Raw genomic sequence first — 16,104 nt, 5'->3', positions numbered from 1 at the left:
GTCAGTCCCCGAACCTCCCGGGGACTGACCGTTCAGCGGGTTTTACCCGCCTGACATTTGCCCGGACGTACCGGGCATTTGTGCGTTGCCGGCAGACAAACCGATCCGTTCGATCTCCTCTCGCGACAATTCGATGAGCCTGGCATTTCGCGCGGCCGCCTGGTCGAACAACCTGCTCAGATACAGCGGATCGTCAGCACTCAGACCTTCGTCCTCACCCTCCTCCATCAACTGCAGTTCATCCATTTGCCTGAACGCTTCGGGCTGCTGCTCCTTGAGATAGTCCAGCCAGTAATCGCGCTGGATCAGGTCCTCCAGAAATCTCTCGGAGCGTTCCGCGCTGACCACCTCGGCCCGCGCATTGACCAACTGCTGCGGGGTGACACCGGAGGCAAATTTCATGTTTTTCGGCTGCCCGGGCAATTCCAGTCCATCGTCCCAGCCCCCGGTCAGACCGATCCGATAACCGAGGCGGACTTCGGCTTCGTCGAAACCACTGCGCGCCGCCGCCGCTTTTGCCAGTTCATCGACCTTGTCCAGCCGAAACAGCTGCCGCGACAGCGACAACAAGGCCTCGCCGCGGATTCCCGGACGGCCGGCCGGCAAATCGAGCAAGGCGTTGTAAGTGAAGACCTTGCCCTCCAGACCACTGAACGTAAGGATGCGCCCGTCCACGCAAGTCCCGTGTGTGGCCGAACCGGCGAAAATCACCTCGCGCAGCTCACTGTTGGCCGCCGCCGCTTCCATGACCATCCACACCCGTCGGGTCAGATCGGCGTTGGCCACGCGAAACTCCTGGGTGTCCTGCAATCGATCAAGCAAATGGAAGAATGCCGCGCTATCCGGTTCGGCAGCGAGTTGATCCCAGAGCCTGTCGCGTGCCAACGCCTGCTCCGCCGGCAGATTCGCCAGCCACGGCGCTTTCTGTTGCGCATGGGCCTGTTCGCCCGGGAGGGTTTCGTCGGACTCGATGCTGTCGGTGGTTTCACTCAGCCCGCCGGCAACGTCGTCAGCCATTTCCTCCAGATCGGAACTGGAAAAACCGAGCACTCGCGGGCGGTTACCCGCAGCCTGATAGGTTCTGAGCCTTTCGAGGGATTCCTCCGAGAGGTTGTAGTTGTCAGTCAGGTCGGTGCCGTCCATCAGCTCATCGTGCTCACCGTCCAGCGCCTGTTCGGGGATGGCGGTGATGTCGTTGCGACTGAGGTTGAGTGTCCGCAGGTGCTGGGCATCCAGCGTCCCGGCCGGCCATTCGGCCAGGTTGTTGTTGCGCAGATCCAGACTTTGCAAATGCTCGAAGTAACTGACGTCGAACGCATCGAGAGGGTTGTAGCCCAGGTCCAGTGCCTGCAGATGCTGCAGACCGGACAGCGCGGCATACAGATGCTCGGTGTCACTGAAGTTGTTGCTGGCAAGCTCGAGTCGCTCAAGCTCCGGCATTTGCCGGACGGCATCAGGCAGCGCGGTGAGCTCATTGCCATTGAGGGTCAGACTGCGCAGGCGGGTGAAAGCCTTGAGAAAGCCGTTGCTGCCCTCGGCCGTCACTCGTGTGCCTGTCAGGTTCAAACTGCCGACATGCCCAAAGTCTTCAGGCAGCGGCGGCAGATCGCCCAATTGCAGGCCGTTGAGATCCAGAACCGCATCGCCCCCGGCAACCGATAACCGTGCGCGCCAGCAGGTGAGGATGCGCCACGCCGCCAGGCTGCGTGATTGCGAGGAGATAACCCAATCGACGCCACGGGTTTCCCGGGTATACAGCCAGCCATTGAGTTGGCGAACGAGGGTTTCAAAGGTCTGACTCCAACCGGTGATCCGCTCGCTGATCTGCACTTCGGTCGCACCCTCATTGCGCAGCGCCTCGATCATTTGCGTGGCTTGTTCATCGCTAAGGGCCGGCTGCACTCGCTGCAAGTCCTGGCGCATCCGTGTCAGCCCGGTACTGACCGGTGCCTGCGTCAGCGGCAGCAACTGGCGGGCCACTGATACACCGTTCTCTGCCGGCGGAAAGGTCGCCGGCACCGGCTGCCGGGCAAACGCATCCAGTGCGCCAGCAGGCAGGCCGAGGGTGTCTTCGAGCCGCCGTTGGGCCAGACGCAGTTCAGCCGACGCCGCGGCGGTCAGCGGCGTACCGGTCAGGTTGGTATTGAGCAGTGCGGTGCTTTCGAGCACGGCAGGCGGCAGCGTGCTGATACGGGTGTCGCGCAGATCCACCCACGCCAGTTGCGGCAGACCTTCGGCCCCTGTCGGCCACTGTTGCAGGTGCGTTGCCTGCAGGTCGAGGGCCTTCAAACGCTGCTGGCTGCCAACGTTCAGTTCGCTTAGCGGATTGTTCCGCAGATTCAACTGTTCGAGCGCAGGCAATTCACTCAATCCGCGCTCCAGGCCTGAAGCGTCGGTCAACTGGTTGTCGGCCAGATCCAGGTGCACCAGGCGCGAAAGGCTTTGCGACTCGATCGGCCATTCGTGCAAGGCATTGTCACTCAGATCAAGGGTTCGTACTTCGCTGAACGCACTGAGGAAACCGCGCATCTGCACGGCTGCAACGCGCTGGCCACTGAGCAGCAGCGTGCGTACATGCGCAAATGCGTCAGCGGGTAATGCCGGCAGTTCGCTGAGCATCAGCCCCGACAAGTCCAGGGTCGAAGCACTGATGGTCGCGCCGTAGCGTTTGAACATGCCCTTGCGCCAACTGGTTTTGAGGACATGGGCCAGGTTTGATCGCGCGACGAGTTCGCGCAGCGATTCTTCCGACACTACCACGCGCTGCTGCCACTGATTGAGCTGGCTATCCAGGGCAGCATATTGATCGCTCAAGGCATTGATCGCGGTGAAACGCTGCTGCTCGTCCGGCCATTGCTCGAAGAAACGATTGAACACCCCCTCGGGTGATTGATTCACGCCCTCGCCCAGGCGCCGCAACTCGCCACGGCAATAATCCCTGACCATCGTTTCTCGATCGATCAGGTGTTCTGGATGAGTCTTGACGTATTCGTACACGCCCGTGAAGTTTTCCCGGGAGAATCTTGACCAGTCCAGCGACAGCCCCGACCAGAGTTTTCCATGCCCCTGCAACAGTGTTGCCGGCACGGTGCTGATTCCGGTGTCCCTGAGGTTCAGACGCTCCAGGGCCGGTAACTCCAGCGCACCCGCAGGCCAGTCGAACAATGAATAGGCGACGATTTCCAGTGTGCGCAGATTACGCATGCCGCTGACGTCGAAGGCCAGCGGCTGATAGCTCGAGGTGCTGACACTCAAAGCTTCCAGCCGGGTCAATTGAGCCAGGCGTGCCGGCATATCGGCGGCATAGGGCATTGCGCTGTAAAGCGTCAGGTCAGTGAATTCCGGCAGGTTCTGCAACACCACCGGCACGTTGGTGAACGCTTCTGCGGTGGCGTTGATGCGCAGCGACTTGAGCCTGGGGAAACTGCCCAACAGTTCATCGACGTTGGCATCGGTGATGCACCGCCCCCTGACTCGCAGATCGCGCACATGCGAGAAGTCCGCCGTCAACACCGGCAGCGGATCATCGCAGGTCAGATCGAGGCGTGCGGCACTCGCGTGACTATCGGCCAGCGGCGAATTGCGCCAGCTCTGCTTGAGGCTGCGCACCACGCTGGATCGGCCGCCGATCATCGACTCCAGCGTCGGCTCCGGGGCCGGCACACCTTCCCATTGCGCCAGCGACGATTCAAGTTCCTGCCATTCACGCAGGCGCCTTTGCAACAGCTCGTAGATCTGCGCGTCAGTCCGCCCGGCGGCCAGTTGTTTGAGAATGAACCCGCCCGCCTGCTGATCCGTTAGCGCCGGATACACATCCTGCACGCGCGTCACCAGCAACGGATTGACGCCTTCGCCGCGACCGCTGGCGTAATAACCCAGCCCGTGCTGGCGTACCCGCACCGGCGCTTTGAAGCGTTGCTTGTGGCCATGGCGTCTGCTCGCCAGTCGAGCCAGTTCGGCACGGTGTCGGGCCACATACACGATCAGTGCCCGACGCAGTCCGGCGCTACGCGCAACCTGAGTAAAACCCAGGGCCTGCCGCGACTGATCGGGCAAGGCATGGAGGATTGAGGCAAGGAAGTTGTCGCCGTGACGCGGAACACTGTTGAGCGCTTCGCCGCGCTCGTTGTACGCCTGATAGACCGGCCCGCGCTTGACCAGATACTTGGTTTGGCCGGCACTTTCGTTGCCGACACTGTCAATCAACGGCCCGTCGAGGCTACCTTCGCGCACCTCGAGACGCACTTCGTCCGACCAGCCCGGCAGTCGTTCCAGGGCGCGCAAGGCCAGCCATTGGCTTTCGCTGCCACCCGAATTCTCCATGTGCAGGCCGGCGACCGCGTGGTTGAAGCGGCGTCGCCGGGCAAATTCACGGGAGATCTCCAGCAGCCGCAACGGCACCCGCTTGCCGCTTTGCAGGCGCGCCAGCTCCTCGGCGTTCGCCTCCAGCAGCACGCGGATTGCCGCCGAACTGCCCAACCCCGGTGTCGCGGCTTGCAGCCTGGCGATTCGCCGGTCGTTCAACGCGGGCTCGTCATAGAGCCTGTCGAACATCGCCGGTTGCCGGGTGCGCAGGTAATCGGCGATCTGTTTGCGCAGTTCCAGCGGCCGCGATTCGACCACACGCGCCGGCTCGGCGCCCAGCAGCCAACGTATTTGCGGCTCATCCAGCGCGGCCAGAATACGCTCAGGCAATTGGCCGTCGAGCACTTCGGCGCGGGTCACCTGGATCGGCGTGCGTATTTGGCCCTCGACTGAGCCTGACTCCGCGCCGAACAGCCGGCTGGGGCCGGACAGCTGCGCTCCGTCGAAGACTTGCAGAATCTTTCCGCTCGGCCAGCGCGGCATTTGCGTGAGCATTGGCAGCGTCAGCAGATACGAATCATCCAGGGGGGTTCCTCGTTCGACCTGATCGATCAGCCGCCCGACCTGCTGATCCGCTTCATACAGGCGCAAAGTGTCGGCCAGGGCCAGTGGCGCTGGCTGATGATCGAGGTGCATCTGACGCAGGGCTTCATCACTGACACCACTGACATCGGCGATTTCGAGCAGTTGCGCATCCGAAAACGCCTCAGTCGAGTGACCGATGCGCCGCAGCAGGGACAGTCGATCCCAGCTCAGCGGTCGCTCCAGGTTGTGGCGCCAGGCCCCCAGTCGATTGTGCTCAAGGATCGGTTGATACGCCGCAGGATCATGCGGGTGGCGGATGCGCCAGCTTTTCAGGGTCTCGTCGTAGTGCGTCTGGTAGACCTTGCCTTGCTGGCGAATGAAGGTCTTGCCGTCGAATCGATACACGCCCTGCGCATCGGGAACGGCAGTCGCCGGCAGGACACTGTCGCTGACGTAAGCATCAAGGTCAGGCTTCCACAGGCGGACCGAACCGTCAGGTCGCTCGACCGGTTGCAAGTGCTCGATCACCGACTCGGCGGAGGCCGCCTGAAGTCGGCCTGCGCCCTTGCCCACCGCGCCCATCACGCCAATCAGCGCCAGGTTCTGCGCGACATCGACCAGATGCGCCTTGGCAGCCTGGCGATCACCTTCCGACCATTCGATAGCACCTTCGAATGACTCATAGAGCAACTGCCCGGCCATCACGGTCATCATGATTTCGCCCAGTACCGGGACGAACATCGACACCAGGTTCAACGCCATCATGCCGAGTTCGAGCAGATGACTGAGTTTTTCTGCGCGTACCCGGGCGTCGACATCCGCCGTGGGCACGGCATGCGCACGCGCATCGGCGATGAATTTGGCCCGGTGCTGTTCGTAGAGGTATTGCCACAGATCGGTGTTGTCGGCCCAGATCCCGGCCACGCCTTTGCGCGTGGTTGGCAACGGGTCGAGAAACGGGTCAGGCTGCGGCTCGCGCTTGCCGGGGGCTTCGGGTGGCAGCTCCTTGATCCGCGCGATGGTCGACAATGGCGGTATCAGCTGCGCGACCTTGACCCAGATCGAATGCAACGGGTCACTCGGGGAGTCCGCAGCCTTTTGGGTGAACTGACTGAAATAGTAAGGACGGTCGGCATAAGCCACGAACTGACTGAAAAACTGCTGGTAAGCGGTGGGTCCCTGCGCGGGAGTCGTAGGATCAGTCGCGGTGAACTTGCGTTTGAACACCTCGCGCATCTGCGCCATGGTGTAGCGCTTGAGCGGGTGTTGCGGGTCATGGGGAATGTAGACGATGAACTGGTTGGTGTAGCGGTAGCGCTCGCTGATGCTGAACACCACGCAACCGGTCATCCGCCGCTTCATCAGGCTCAGATCACGAAACCACACGGCCTTGCCGCCGAGTTGCGGATAGATCTGGCCGTCCACCACCGACAGAATCATCCGGTAGTCGGCGGGCTCGATGTCCTGTTTCAGCAGCGCCCATTCAGCGGCGGCACGCAACGCGGTTTTCTGGCTGGCAATGAAGTGCCGGCGCAAGGTGTCGGTTTTCTCGAAAAACGCTTTGATCCTTGCCTGATAACGGGCACCGACGTCCAGCGAACGACACAGCGTCAGAAACTGCCTGACCGTGATGCCGATGTCTACTGCCTCAAACTCGCCCGGGGTTGCCGTCTCGACCACGAAACCGGATCTGGCGTGATAGGCACCTGCTTCACATTCCGAAGCCTCGAAGTTGTGCAATGCCGCTTGCAGCAAGGGCAGCTTCAACACTTCGAACGTGGAAACTTCAACTTCCAGCACCCCGAGTTCGAGGGGCCTTCTGAGACACAGCAAGGTCTTGTCGAGATCGACCGTCACGTTGAACTGGTTCTTGAGTGCCTTGCCAAGCAGCGCCTGGGCAAATGCATCGATGCTTTCAAGGCCGGCCATGGTCTTGTCGAGCCGGGTCTGGGCGACAAAGGCCGCCGTGACCCGCTCTTTCAAGGCTTGTTGCTGATCATTCGAGAAATGGTGATAGCCGTGCGCTGGCCGGGTACTGGCCACTTTCATCGCGGCTCGCCGCTCGGGTGAAGCGGCGATCAGCCAATCGGGGATCATCTGCTCCAGCAGCTTGCCGTGAAGGCTGGCGCTGACCGGTGCGCGGGGCAATGTCGGGGGATGAGTGGACATCCTGTCTCTCCTGAAAAATGGGAGGACAGGACACCATGTCCGCCACGGTGATCTGCGGTACATAGTTATCGTTTTGGCGTGGACGTGTTACCGGACAAGTCTGGAACCCGCGTGCGACCACGGCACAACCCGCTGGATTGACTATGCTGTCGGGACAGCCTTTCGGACGGGGGATTTATGGACGATCCAGTCGACAACAAGCCACCGAGCTTCTGGCAGATGCTGCACAGCGTGATGGCTGCGGCATTCGGCGTGCAAAGCGGGAAGAACCGGGCAAGGGACTTCACCCATGGCAAGCCCAGCCATTTCGTGATCCTGGGGATCGGCTTCACCGCCGTGTTCGCTTTGACGCTGTTTGTCATCGTCAAGCTGGTACTGCATTTCGCCGGGGTCTGACGGGGTTCAGTGCATCAGGATCTGCAGGCTGAACGGGTAGCGATACGACGTGGGGTGGCCCTTGGCCGACAACTTGCGAAAACTCACGCCGTAATCCGGCGACGCGCCCATGGCCAGCATTTGCTGTGCCTTATGCTTGTCGATCAGTTGCAGCAGCGACAATTGCCGGTCACGACCGCCATATCGATCCAGATCGACGCCCTGATCGTAATCATGCAATTCCACCAGCGCCCAGCCACCCAGCGTGAAGTGTCCGCCCACCAGCGCGCTCAAGCGCCCGTCGACCACCGCCTGCAACGCCTCGGGCGAGGTGTTGACTGCGCTGAACAGCGCATCTTTGCCGGGGACTTTGCCGGCTTCGGCAAACGCATGCATGGCGCCGAAGGCCATTTCATCATTGGCTGCCCACACCAGCGACACCTTCGGATAACGGCTGACCAGTTGCCGCGCCTGCTCGTAGGCACGCTGCCGGGTCCAGCCGCTGTACACCAGTTGCCGCAGTCTCACCTGCGGATGCTCGGCCAGAGCGCGTTGCATGCCCTGCTCGCGCAATTGCGCTGACGGGGTGATCTTCAGGCCGGAAAACGCCAGCACCTCAATCTGTTCGCCCCGCGCCACCGGCGGATGCAGGCGAATCAGCTCCTTCATCATCAGGTAGCCGCCCTCCTCGTCATTCGGCACCAGGCTGCCGATGCGATCGGCACGCTCGCCGATCAGCGCCTGCTGATCGGGGGTGAGCACCGCGTTGACCATGAACAGCTTGACCCCGCTGCCCTCCGCCATACGCAGGATCTGCGGCGCCACGTACTGCTCGTTGACGAATACCAGATAGTCGGGACGATTCGGTCCCTGCAGGGCAACTCTGGCCTGAGCCAGGGTGAATTCCGGCTGGCGCTGGGAATAGAGAATCTGCAAATCGACACCCAGGTCGCGGGCGGCCGCCTGCATGAATTGCGAATAGCTGACCCAGAAGGCTTCCTGAGTTGACCCAGGATTGAGGAACAGCACCGACTCGGCCCGGGCCGCAGAGCCGAAAACCGCACCGAACAGCAGAAGGCTGAGGTGGAAAAACTTCAACATGAATGATCCGGGCCCAAGGAAAAATGGCCGCGCATTATAGCCCCCTAATCAGCGGCTATTGACGCCTGATCCCGTTTTTTGTCCGACAATCGTCGGAAGCGGACCCGGATCGGTCGTTTACTGATGACTGACCCAGAATACCGCCGTCCCTACTACCAGAATAATCAGGAACAGAATGGCCCATGCATCGACACTGCTATCGCTTTTTCTTGCCTTGGTCGGATTGCTCATTGCATCGCCTCTTGTCGGTTTTATCGGTGATTGCAGAAAGACTCGATCACAGTTAAGACGATGATTGTCCCCGCGACAAATGTGGGTTAATCAACAACCATTCCCGTTAGGCGATTTGGTTCTTTACATATACTCAAACATCACTTTTGCGCATAACTGCAAACGGGTATATTGCCCCGGCTCCGTTAGGGAGTGCGCGGCCGTGCGCGCGTAATTGCCGAGGCACCATCGGACTCCAGCAAGCGAAAACGCAGCGTTTTCCGAGTAGCCCAAAGCCTGAGAACAGGACTTATATGTACGTATACGACGAGTACGATCAGCGGATCATCGAGGACCGCGTCAAGCAGTTCCGTGATCAGACCCGACGCTATCTGGCAGGCGAGCTGAGCGAAGAAGAATTCCGCCCCCTGCGCCTGCAAAATGGCCTCTACATCCAGCGTTTTGCGCCGATGTTGCGCGTGGCGGTGCCTTACGGCCAACTGACTTCCCGTCAGGTGCGCATGATGGCCAAGATTGCCCGTGACTACGACAAGGGCTACGCCCACATCAGTACCCGGCAGAACGTGCAGTTCAACTGGCCGGCGGTGGAAGACATCCCGGATATCCTCGCGGAACTGGCCACCGTGCAGATGCACGCGATCCAGACCAGCGGCAACTGCCTGCGCAACGTCACCACCGACCAGTTCGCCGGTGTCGCCGCCGATGAACTGATCGACCCACGTCCATGGTGCGAAATCGTCCGTCAGTGGACTACATTCCACCCGGAATTCGCCTACCTGCCGCGCAAATTCAAGATCGCTGTCAACGGTTCGACCGCTGACCGTGCGGCCATCGAAGTCCACGACATCGGCCTGGAGCCGGTCCACAACGCCGCCGGCGAGCTGGGCTTCCGTGTGCTGGTCGGCGGTGGCCTGGGCCGTACCCCGGTGGTCGGCGCCTTCATCAACGAATTCCTGCCATGGCAGGACCTGTTGAGCTACCTCGACGCCATCCTGCGGGTGTACAACCGCTATGGCCGTCGCGACAACAAATACAAGGCGCGGATCAAGATCCTCGTCAAGGCGCTGACCCCTGAAGTGTTCGCGCAGAAAGTCGATGCCGAGATGGAACACCTGCGCGGTGGCCAGACCACACTGACCGAAGCCGAACTGCATCGCGTCGCCAAACACTTCGTTGATCCGGACTACAAGGCGCTGGAGAACCAGACTGCCGCCCTGGCCGAACTCGACAAAGAGCATCCGGGTTTCGCCCGCTGGCGTTCGCGCAACACCCTGGCGCACAAAAAGCCGGGCTATGTGGCCGTGACCCTGTCGCTGAAGCCGACCGGCGTTGCGCCGGGCGACATCACCGACAAGCAGCTCGATGCCGTCGCCGACCTGGCCGAGCGCTACAGCTTCGGTCAACTGCGCACGTCCCACGAGCAGAACATCATTCTCGCCGACGTCGAGCAGAGCCAGTTGTTCACCCTGTGGGGCGAGCTGCGTGAAAGCGGTTTCGCCACGCCGAATATCGGCCTGCTGACCGACATCATCTGCTGCCCGGGCGGTGATTTCTGCTCGCTGGCCAACGCCAAGTCGATCCCGATCGCCGAATCGATCCAGCGCCGTTTCGACGACCTGGACTACCTGTTCGACATCGGTGAGCTGGACCTGAACATCTCCGGTTGCATGAACGCCTGTGGTCACCACCACGTCGGCCACATCGGCATCCTCGGGGTGGACAAGAAAGGTGAAGAGTTCTACCAGGTCTCCCTCGGCGGCAGCGCCAGCCGTGACGCCAGCCTGGGCAAGATCCTCGGCCCGTCCTTCGCCCAGGACGACATGCCGGACGTGATCTCGAAGCTGATCGACGTGTACGTTGAACAACGTACCGAAGACGAGCGCTTCATCGACACCTACCAGCGTATTGGCATCGACCTCTTCAAGGAACGCGTCTATGCAGCGAATCATTAAGAACAACGAGGTGGTCGACGAAACCTGGCACTTGCTGCCCAAGGACGCGACCCTCGACGGTATCTCCAACTGCGACGACCTGATCGTGCCGCTGGCCCTGTGGCGCGATCATGCTCACGCGCTCAAGGCCCGCGACGGCGGGCTGGGTGTGTGGCTGGACGCCGATGAAGAAGCCGAGGAAATCGGTGACGACGTCGCGCAGTTCCAGGTGATCGCGCTGAACTTCCCGGCCTTCACCGATGGCCGCAACTACTCCAACGCACGCCTGCTGCGCGACCGCTATGGTTTCAAAGGTGAACTGCGGGCGATAGGCGATGTGCTGCGCGATCAGCTGTTCTACATGCACCGTTGCGGTTTCGATGCGTTCGCCCTGCGCGCCGACAAGGACCCGTACGAGGCACTGGAAAGCCTGAAAGACTTCTCGGTGACCTACCAGGCCGCCACTGACGAACCGCTGCCGCTGTTCCGTCGCCGCTGACTCGAATACGCCTTGAGCACCTGCTCAAGGCGTACTTCCCTCCTCTTCTGTATCCGAACTGGCCAGCTCATTGGCCGGATGGCGCGCGAGTGCCTGATCGGTGAGCTGACGAATCAGCGCCTGACGTTCATTTCTGAAATTGTCGTGAATCGCGTTCATCTGCACCGCTGCCTGGTCGCGCGTCAGCTCCGCCTGCTCCTCCAGGCGCGCCAATGCCTGCGAGGTTCGAACATAGACAAGGGCGAAAGCGTCGGGGTAGGCCGATTCGAGAAACTCGACCCAGAATCGCTGGCCGATACACCAGTCGGGAAACGCCGAAGAGCCTTCAATACGCATCACGGCCTGATTGGCCTGATCCAGTTCTACCTGCGAGACCTCGACATTCAACGGGCTGCTCATCGCCCTTGGCTGCCCAGGCAAATTCAAACGCTCCGCCAGCCCCACCCGATAGGCCAGACTGAATTCGAGCGCATGCTCGTAGACACTCGGTTGGGCGCGGGCGTTGATCTCTGCCAAGGTGCGCTCTTCCAGCGTTTGCAGGCGAAACAAGCCTCTGAGCAAATGCGTCAATTGCCGCTCCAGCGGCGCGCCATCGATCCCGGCCGCGACCGTGGCTCGGTAACACAGAACCTGGACTTCCATCTCACTGAACACCGCGGAATAACCATCGACACTGGTGGCGACGCGCGCCGTGCGGAACAATTCGCTGCGCAACCGCGTGTCTTCAGCGGCCGCCTCGACCACATTCCACACACGCTGGCTGAAATACGGGTACAACCGGGTGTAATCAGCCGTGTGGATCAATTGTGAAAGTACATTGAAGAAATCCCGCGAGCCGGGCGCTGCCCTTACCGCCTCCCAGGTAACGCTGCGCGGTATCGCTTCGACGGCAGGCCTGCCGGTCAGCCAGCGCGCACTCTGACCTTCATACGACACGCTGGGTAGCGGCTGGTGTTGATAGACCCGGGCCATTACACCGAAACTGACGCTGTTCGCCCGTTGATACGCCGCAATCTGTCGCAAGGCGTCAGGCGACAAGGGGTTACCCATCAGGCGAACGGCGCGGCTGACCATCAGCGGAGCCCTGAGAACCGCCTCCGGTACCGTGCTTATCTGGTTATCGCGCAGATCGATCAGTTGCGGTCGTTTCAAACCGATGGTTCCCTCGGGCCAATGATCGATTGCGCAACCGCGCAAGCGCAGTATTTCCAGATCCGGCAGCGAGCTGACATCCGGGGCATGCGCAAGGTCTGCATTGAAGTCCAGAGTCAGCACCCGCAGCTTTTTCAATCGCGCCAGTGACGGCACCGATGCAGAAGATAGACGAATATGGTTCTCGCTCAGATCCAGATGCGTCAGCCAGGGCATGCGCTCCAATGCCATCGGTAACTGGGTCAATTGGTTCCCCCTCAGGGAAAGGCTGCGCAAATTTCTGAAATGACGCAAAAACGCCGTCAGTCCCTGCGGCGTAATGCCGTCCATGACCAGATGCGTGACATGGCTGAAGTCCCCGACCAGCAGTGGCAACTCTCCCAAAGGCTCCGGAGCGAAGCTCAAGGTGCCGGGTGGCGCGTCGCCCGAGGCCCCTGGCTCTCTGCGCCAGCAGCGGATGATCGCGCGCATGGCACGGGCCTTCGCTGACTGTGGAACGTCAACCAATGAGCCATCGATCCCCTTGTACTGTGTTTGCCGCGTCACCCAACGATTCAAGACTTCGCGAATACCGAGAAACTCCAGCCGCAGCAATTCCAGCTTCATCAGCACCAGAATCTCATTGCGGCCCAAAACGTTGAGTAGCGCATGGATCTGCGCAGGGGAATGGGCCGGGTAGAGTTCCTGAATACGGCGCACCATCACTGAAACGCTCACACCTGAGTTCGCCCAGGGCCCTGCCGGTGGCCGTTCAGCCAAGGCCATGGGCGAATAATCGCCGGGACGGCCGCCCATGGTTCTGGCAAACGTTGTTCGCCGTTTCATGGCAAGTTCGGTGATTTTCTCCCGCAGCCCGCTCGCCCCGGTCTCGAGCGACAGGCCCAACGCGACCTTGCGTTGCGCCGACAAGCCATGCCAAAGGGCCTGGAAATAATGCTCGCGGGTGCGCCCGGAAAATGACTTCAGCGCAGCATCATTACCCTGCTGAACGCTGATGCGGTCCGCCAACACATTGATGACCACCCGCTCACTGGATGAGCTTGACGCCGTCGTCGCAACACTGCCATGGCTGCCCGACCACTCCTGTATCTCGATCGCTGAAGCCCCTGACCAGCCCGGCAAATGCTCAAGGGCATCGAGCACCAGACGATTGGTACTGTGGCCACCGCCACTATCCAGGTACAGGCCTTCATAGGCTCGACACACAGCAATTGCCTGTTGATAGCGGCGTACCTCCTGCGCCAGCCGCAATGGTACGCGGGCAGCATCCAGCTCCTGCGCTTCGCCATCCAGGGCACTGCCCGCCAACTCTTCGGCAACACTGGCAGGCAGATCGGCAAAGGTCTTCACCAGCAACGCCACCCGACCATTGCTCGGCGCTTCGTGGCGTCGATAGATTCGCTGGAACAACGGCTGCCGTCGACCTTGTGCCTGCTCGCCGATGATTTGCACCAGCTTGCGTGTCTGAACCGCCGAATCCTGGCTCGTCAAGCCGAGCAAGTTCTTGCGCCGCTGGCTGCCGAGTGCAGCCAGCAGAGAACGGTACAGTTTCCCCCGATGCACATCCTGCTGAGTTATCTTCAGGATCGTAGTGGCGGTGGGTGCGCCATAACGATTGATTGGCGTGCCCGCTGCATCGACGACACTGATGACGCAGTCTGCCGGCCAACTGGCCGATGTCGTCAGCAGGTGCAATTGCAGGTCAGCATCCGCCATGGGGGCCGACAACGGGATCTGCAGTTGCTCGATAAACTCCGTCACCGCTGCATCGGCGCGAAATCTCCACACCGTGTCGAGCAGCAAGGCCGGCGGATGACCGCGATCTACATGGATCTGACGCAACACGCTGTCTTCGATACCGCAGACAGCCAGAGCCTGCAGCGCACTGGCATCCGACAGCTCCTCGCGGGGATGGCCGAAGCGGCGCAGCAGCTTCAATCGATCCCAGTCCTGAACCAGCTCGCTGTCATGACGCCAGGCACCCCGATCATTGGTTTCGAGCAGCGGTGCATAGCGGCTCGCCGATTCCGGCGGCGCCTGCACTTCCCACAGCCCGGTCTGAGGCTCGGGGCGCACTGCATAGTGCAGATCATCGAGCGTCAGGTACGCCTGGCCATCGACCCAACGCAAGCCGCGGCCATCGCGACGCACTCCGGCAGGCAAGGCCCGACGCTGTTGATACACGTGCAGGTCAGGCTTCCAAAGGCGAGGCTGCCCTGAAGCCAGATTGACCATGCGCAAGCGCTCGATAAAAGCCGATGACCTGACGACTTTGAACGCTGTGCCTACCGCCCTGGTACTCGCAGCGAAAGCCGCCATCAGGATCAGGTTTTCGACGACATCGAAAAAGTAATCCGTCGCCTGCTCCTGCTCGCCTCTGGACCAACTGGCAATCCCTTCATAGACCTGTGAGAGCAACTGCACCGCAGTGACCGCCAATAACGCCTCTCCTACTACAGGTATGAACGATACGGCGACCAACAGCAGGTCGACCCCGATTGCCTTATAGGTGTCCAGTCGGGCCAGCCGGGTTTTCTCGTCTTCATCGTCCGTTGGCACCACTACGAGCCGAGCGTCTGCCATGGTCTGTTCGGCGTGCTGGCGATACATCAGGGTGAACGGGTCGCCCGCAAAATCGATGCCGGACAACGTCACGTAGAACGAGGCACGAGGCAGGATTGAATGACTGTGCGGATACAAACGCCCATCGAGTTCGGTCACCCACGCTGCGCGCTCACTGATCTTGATGAAGCGCATGAAGAATTGGCGAAACGCTGCGCCTTTCAACCGCTGGCTCAACTGTTTCTCGAAATCGCTGAAGGATGAATACTCCTTGAGCGGGTGCAACGGATCACCTGGCAGGTAAACAACGCATCGATAGTCGTCATCGGCGTGCTCACTCACCGGGCCGATAAACAGCACACCGTTAAGTGAGACACCAAGCATCCGCAAGGCCTGATAACCCAGGGTGTTGTTGCCCAGTTTGATCGTGTCCCGGTTATCCTTGACTGCCTGCAACATCTCATGCACTTCGACACTGATGTGTTTCTTCAGCAATGCGACGTGCCGATCCACCTCGAAGCGACACCGCAAGTTCGCAGTAAACTTGCTGCGCAACGGATTGGCCTCGGCATCCACATTGAAGACCGCACGAAGATGAGTCTGATATTGCTGGCCCAAGTCCAGGGTTCGACACAACAGCGCAAATTCATGGGGCTGGATCGATAATATATGCGCCTCTAGACCGGTTACTTTCTCGGGAATATAGATCAAGGAGGTATCGTTATAATTTGTGGCCTGAGTCTCACGGAGTTCGAAGTTTTCGCAGGCAGCCGTGAGTAGATCCCGATCGACTGGCAACACCAGTTTCCTGCGCAAGCCCAACAGACTGGAGGTAGAGCGCACATGCTGAAAAATCACCCCGCTGATATCCAGCGAGTTGCCGAGCTTTTGCGACATGGCGCTGGTCAGTAACGGCGCGCAAAATGCTTCGGGCGACTTGAGCGTCTTCAGAAACGGGTCCATTTCACTCTGGGCGCGATGGCTGGCCATCATGCTTTGATAAAGTGTTTGACGCAGTTCATCCGATGCCGACAGCAGCCAGCCGGGAGCATTGTTCTTGATTAACTCAAAGAACATGCCTTTTTGTTCGGGTGTTAATACAGGCGCGACAGCCTGGACAGGTAAGGAAGACATACTGAATATCTCGAAAACTGAAAGTAGCAACAGCTTATCGAGCAGGCCTTTTTATAAAAG

Annotated in this window: 6 protein-coding genes; 3 read left to right on the top strand and 3 right to left on the bottom strand. The window is 60.4% G+C overall.

The window, feature by feature from the left end; translation table 11 throughout:
- Window positions 1-42: 42 nt before the first annotated feature.
- Window positions 43-7,059: an NEL-type E3 ubiquitin ligase domain-containing protein gene (locus M0808_RS19615; protein WP_247842183.1), complete on the bottom strand. Its 7,017-nt coding sequence runs from the start codon at window positions 7,057-7,059 to the stop codon at window positions 43-45.
- A 177-nt stretch (window positions 7,060-7,236) separates the two neighbouring features.
- Here M0808_RS19615 and M0808_RS19610 point away from each other — a divergent pair, with 177 nt between their 5' ends.
- Complete coding sequence (locus M0808_RS19610; protein WP_007967863.1) at window positions 7,237-7,455, top strand: DUF2970 domain-containing protein; 219 nt, start codon at window positions 7,237-7,239, stop codon at window positions 7,453-7,455.
- A 6-nt stretch (window positions 7,456-7,461) separates the two neighbouring features.
- Here the strand turns inward: M0808_RS19610 and M0808_RS19605 are convergent, their stop codons facing one another.
- A complete protein-coding gene (locus tag M0808_RS19605) occupies window positions 7,462-8,535 on the bottom strand; it encodes an ABC transporter substrate-binding protein (protein ID WP_247842182.1) in 1,074 nt (357 codons plus the stop codon).
- A 524-nt stretch (window positions 8,536-9,059) separates the two neighbouring features.
- Between M0808_RS19605 and M0808_RS19600 the strand changes: the two genes are divergently transcribed.
- Together M0808_RS19600 and M0808_RS19595 are read left to right on the top strand one after the other, a co-directional pair.
- The gene (locus M0808_RS19600; protein WP_166495906.1) at window positions 9,060-10,718 is read left to right on the top strand and encodes a nitrite/sulfite reductase; all 1,659 of its coding nucleotides are present in this window, start codon (window positions 9,060-9,062) and stop codon (window positions 10,716-10,718) included.
- Entirely contained in the window at window positions 10,702-11,196 is a 495-nt protein-coding gene (locus M0808_RS19595; protein ID WP_098964198.1) for a DUF934 domain-containing protein, read from the top strand. Before M0808_RS19600 ends, M0808_RS19595 begins: the two co-directional genes overlap by 17 nt.
- A 24-nt stretch (window positions 11,197-11,220) precedes the next feature.
- On the opposite strand, the gene M0808_RS19590 is transcribed toward M0808_RS19595, so the two are convergent.
- Window positions 11,221-16,044, bottom strand: coding sequence for a DUF6543 domain-containing protein (locus tag M0808_RS19590; RefSeq protein ID WP_247842181.1), 4,824 nt, complete (start codon window positions 16,042-16,044; stop codon window positions 11,221-11,223).
- Window positions 16,045-16,104: the final 60 nt, after the last annotated feature.

The organism is Pseudomonas sp. MWU12-3103b, assembly GCF_023100615.1.
Taxonomy (GTDB): domain Bacteria; phylum Pseudomonadota; class Gammaproteobacteria; order Pseudomonadales; family Pseudomonadaceae; genus Aquipseudomonas; species Aquipseudomonas putida_A.
This window is presented reverse-complemented; position numbering and strand designations above follow the sequence as displayed.

Bases quoted from the DNA above. Each gene is read 5' to 3' on its own strand.
- M0808_RS19615 (WP_247842183.1), bottom strand. From the start codon at position 7,059: ATGTCCACTCATCCCCCGACATTGCCCCGCGCACCGGTCAGCGCCAGC.
- M0808_RS19610 (WP_007967863.1), top strand. From the start codon at position 7,237: ATGGACGATCCAGTCGACAACAAGCCACCGAGCTTCTGGCAGATGCTG.
- M0808_RS19605 (WP_247842182.1), bottom strand. From the start codon at position 8,535: ATGTTGAAGTTTTTCCACCTCAGCCTTCTGCTGTTCGGTGCGGTTTTC.
- M0808_RS19600 (WP_166495906.1), top strand. From the start codon at position 9,060: ATGTACGTATACGACGAGTACGATCAGCGGATCATCGAGGACCGCGTC.
- M0808_RS19595 (WP_098964198.1), top strand. From the start codon at position 10,702: ATGCAGCGAATCATTAAGAACAACGAGGTGGTCGACGAAACCTGGCAC.
- M0808_RS19590 (WP_247842181.1), bottom strand. From the start codon at position 16,044: ATGTCTTCCTTACCTGTCCAGGCTGTCGCGCCTGTATTAACACCCGAA.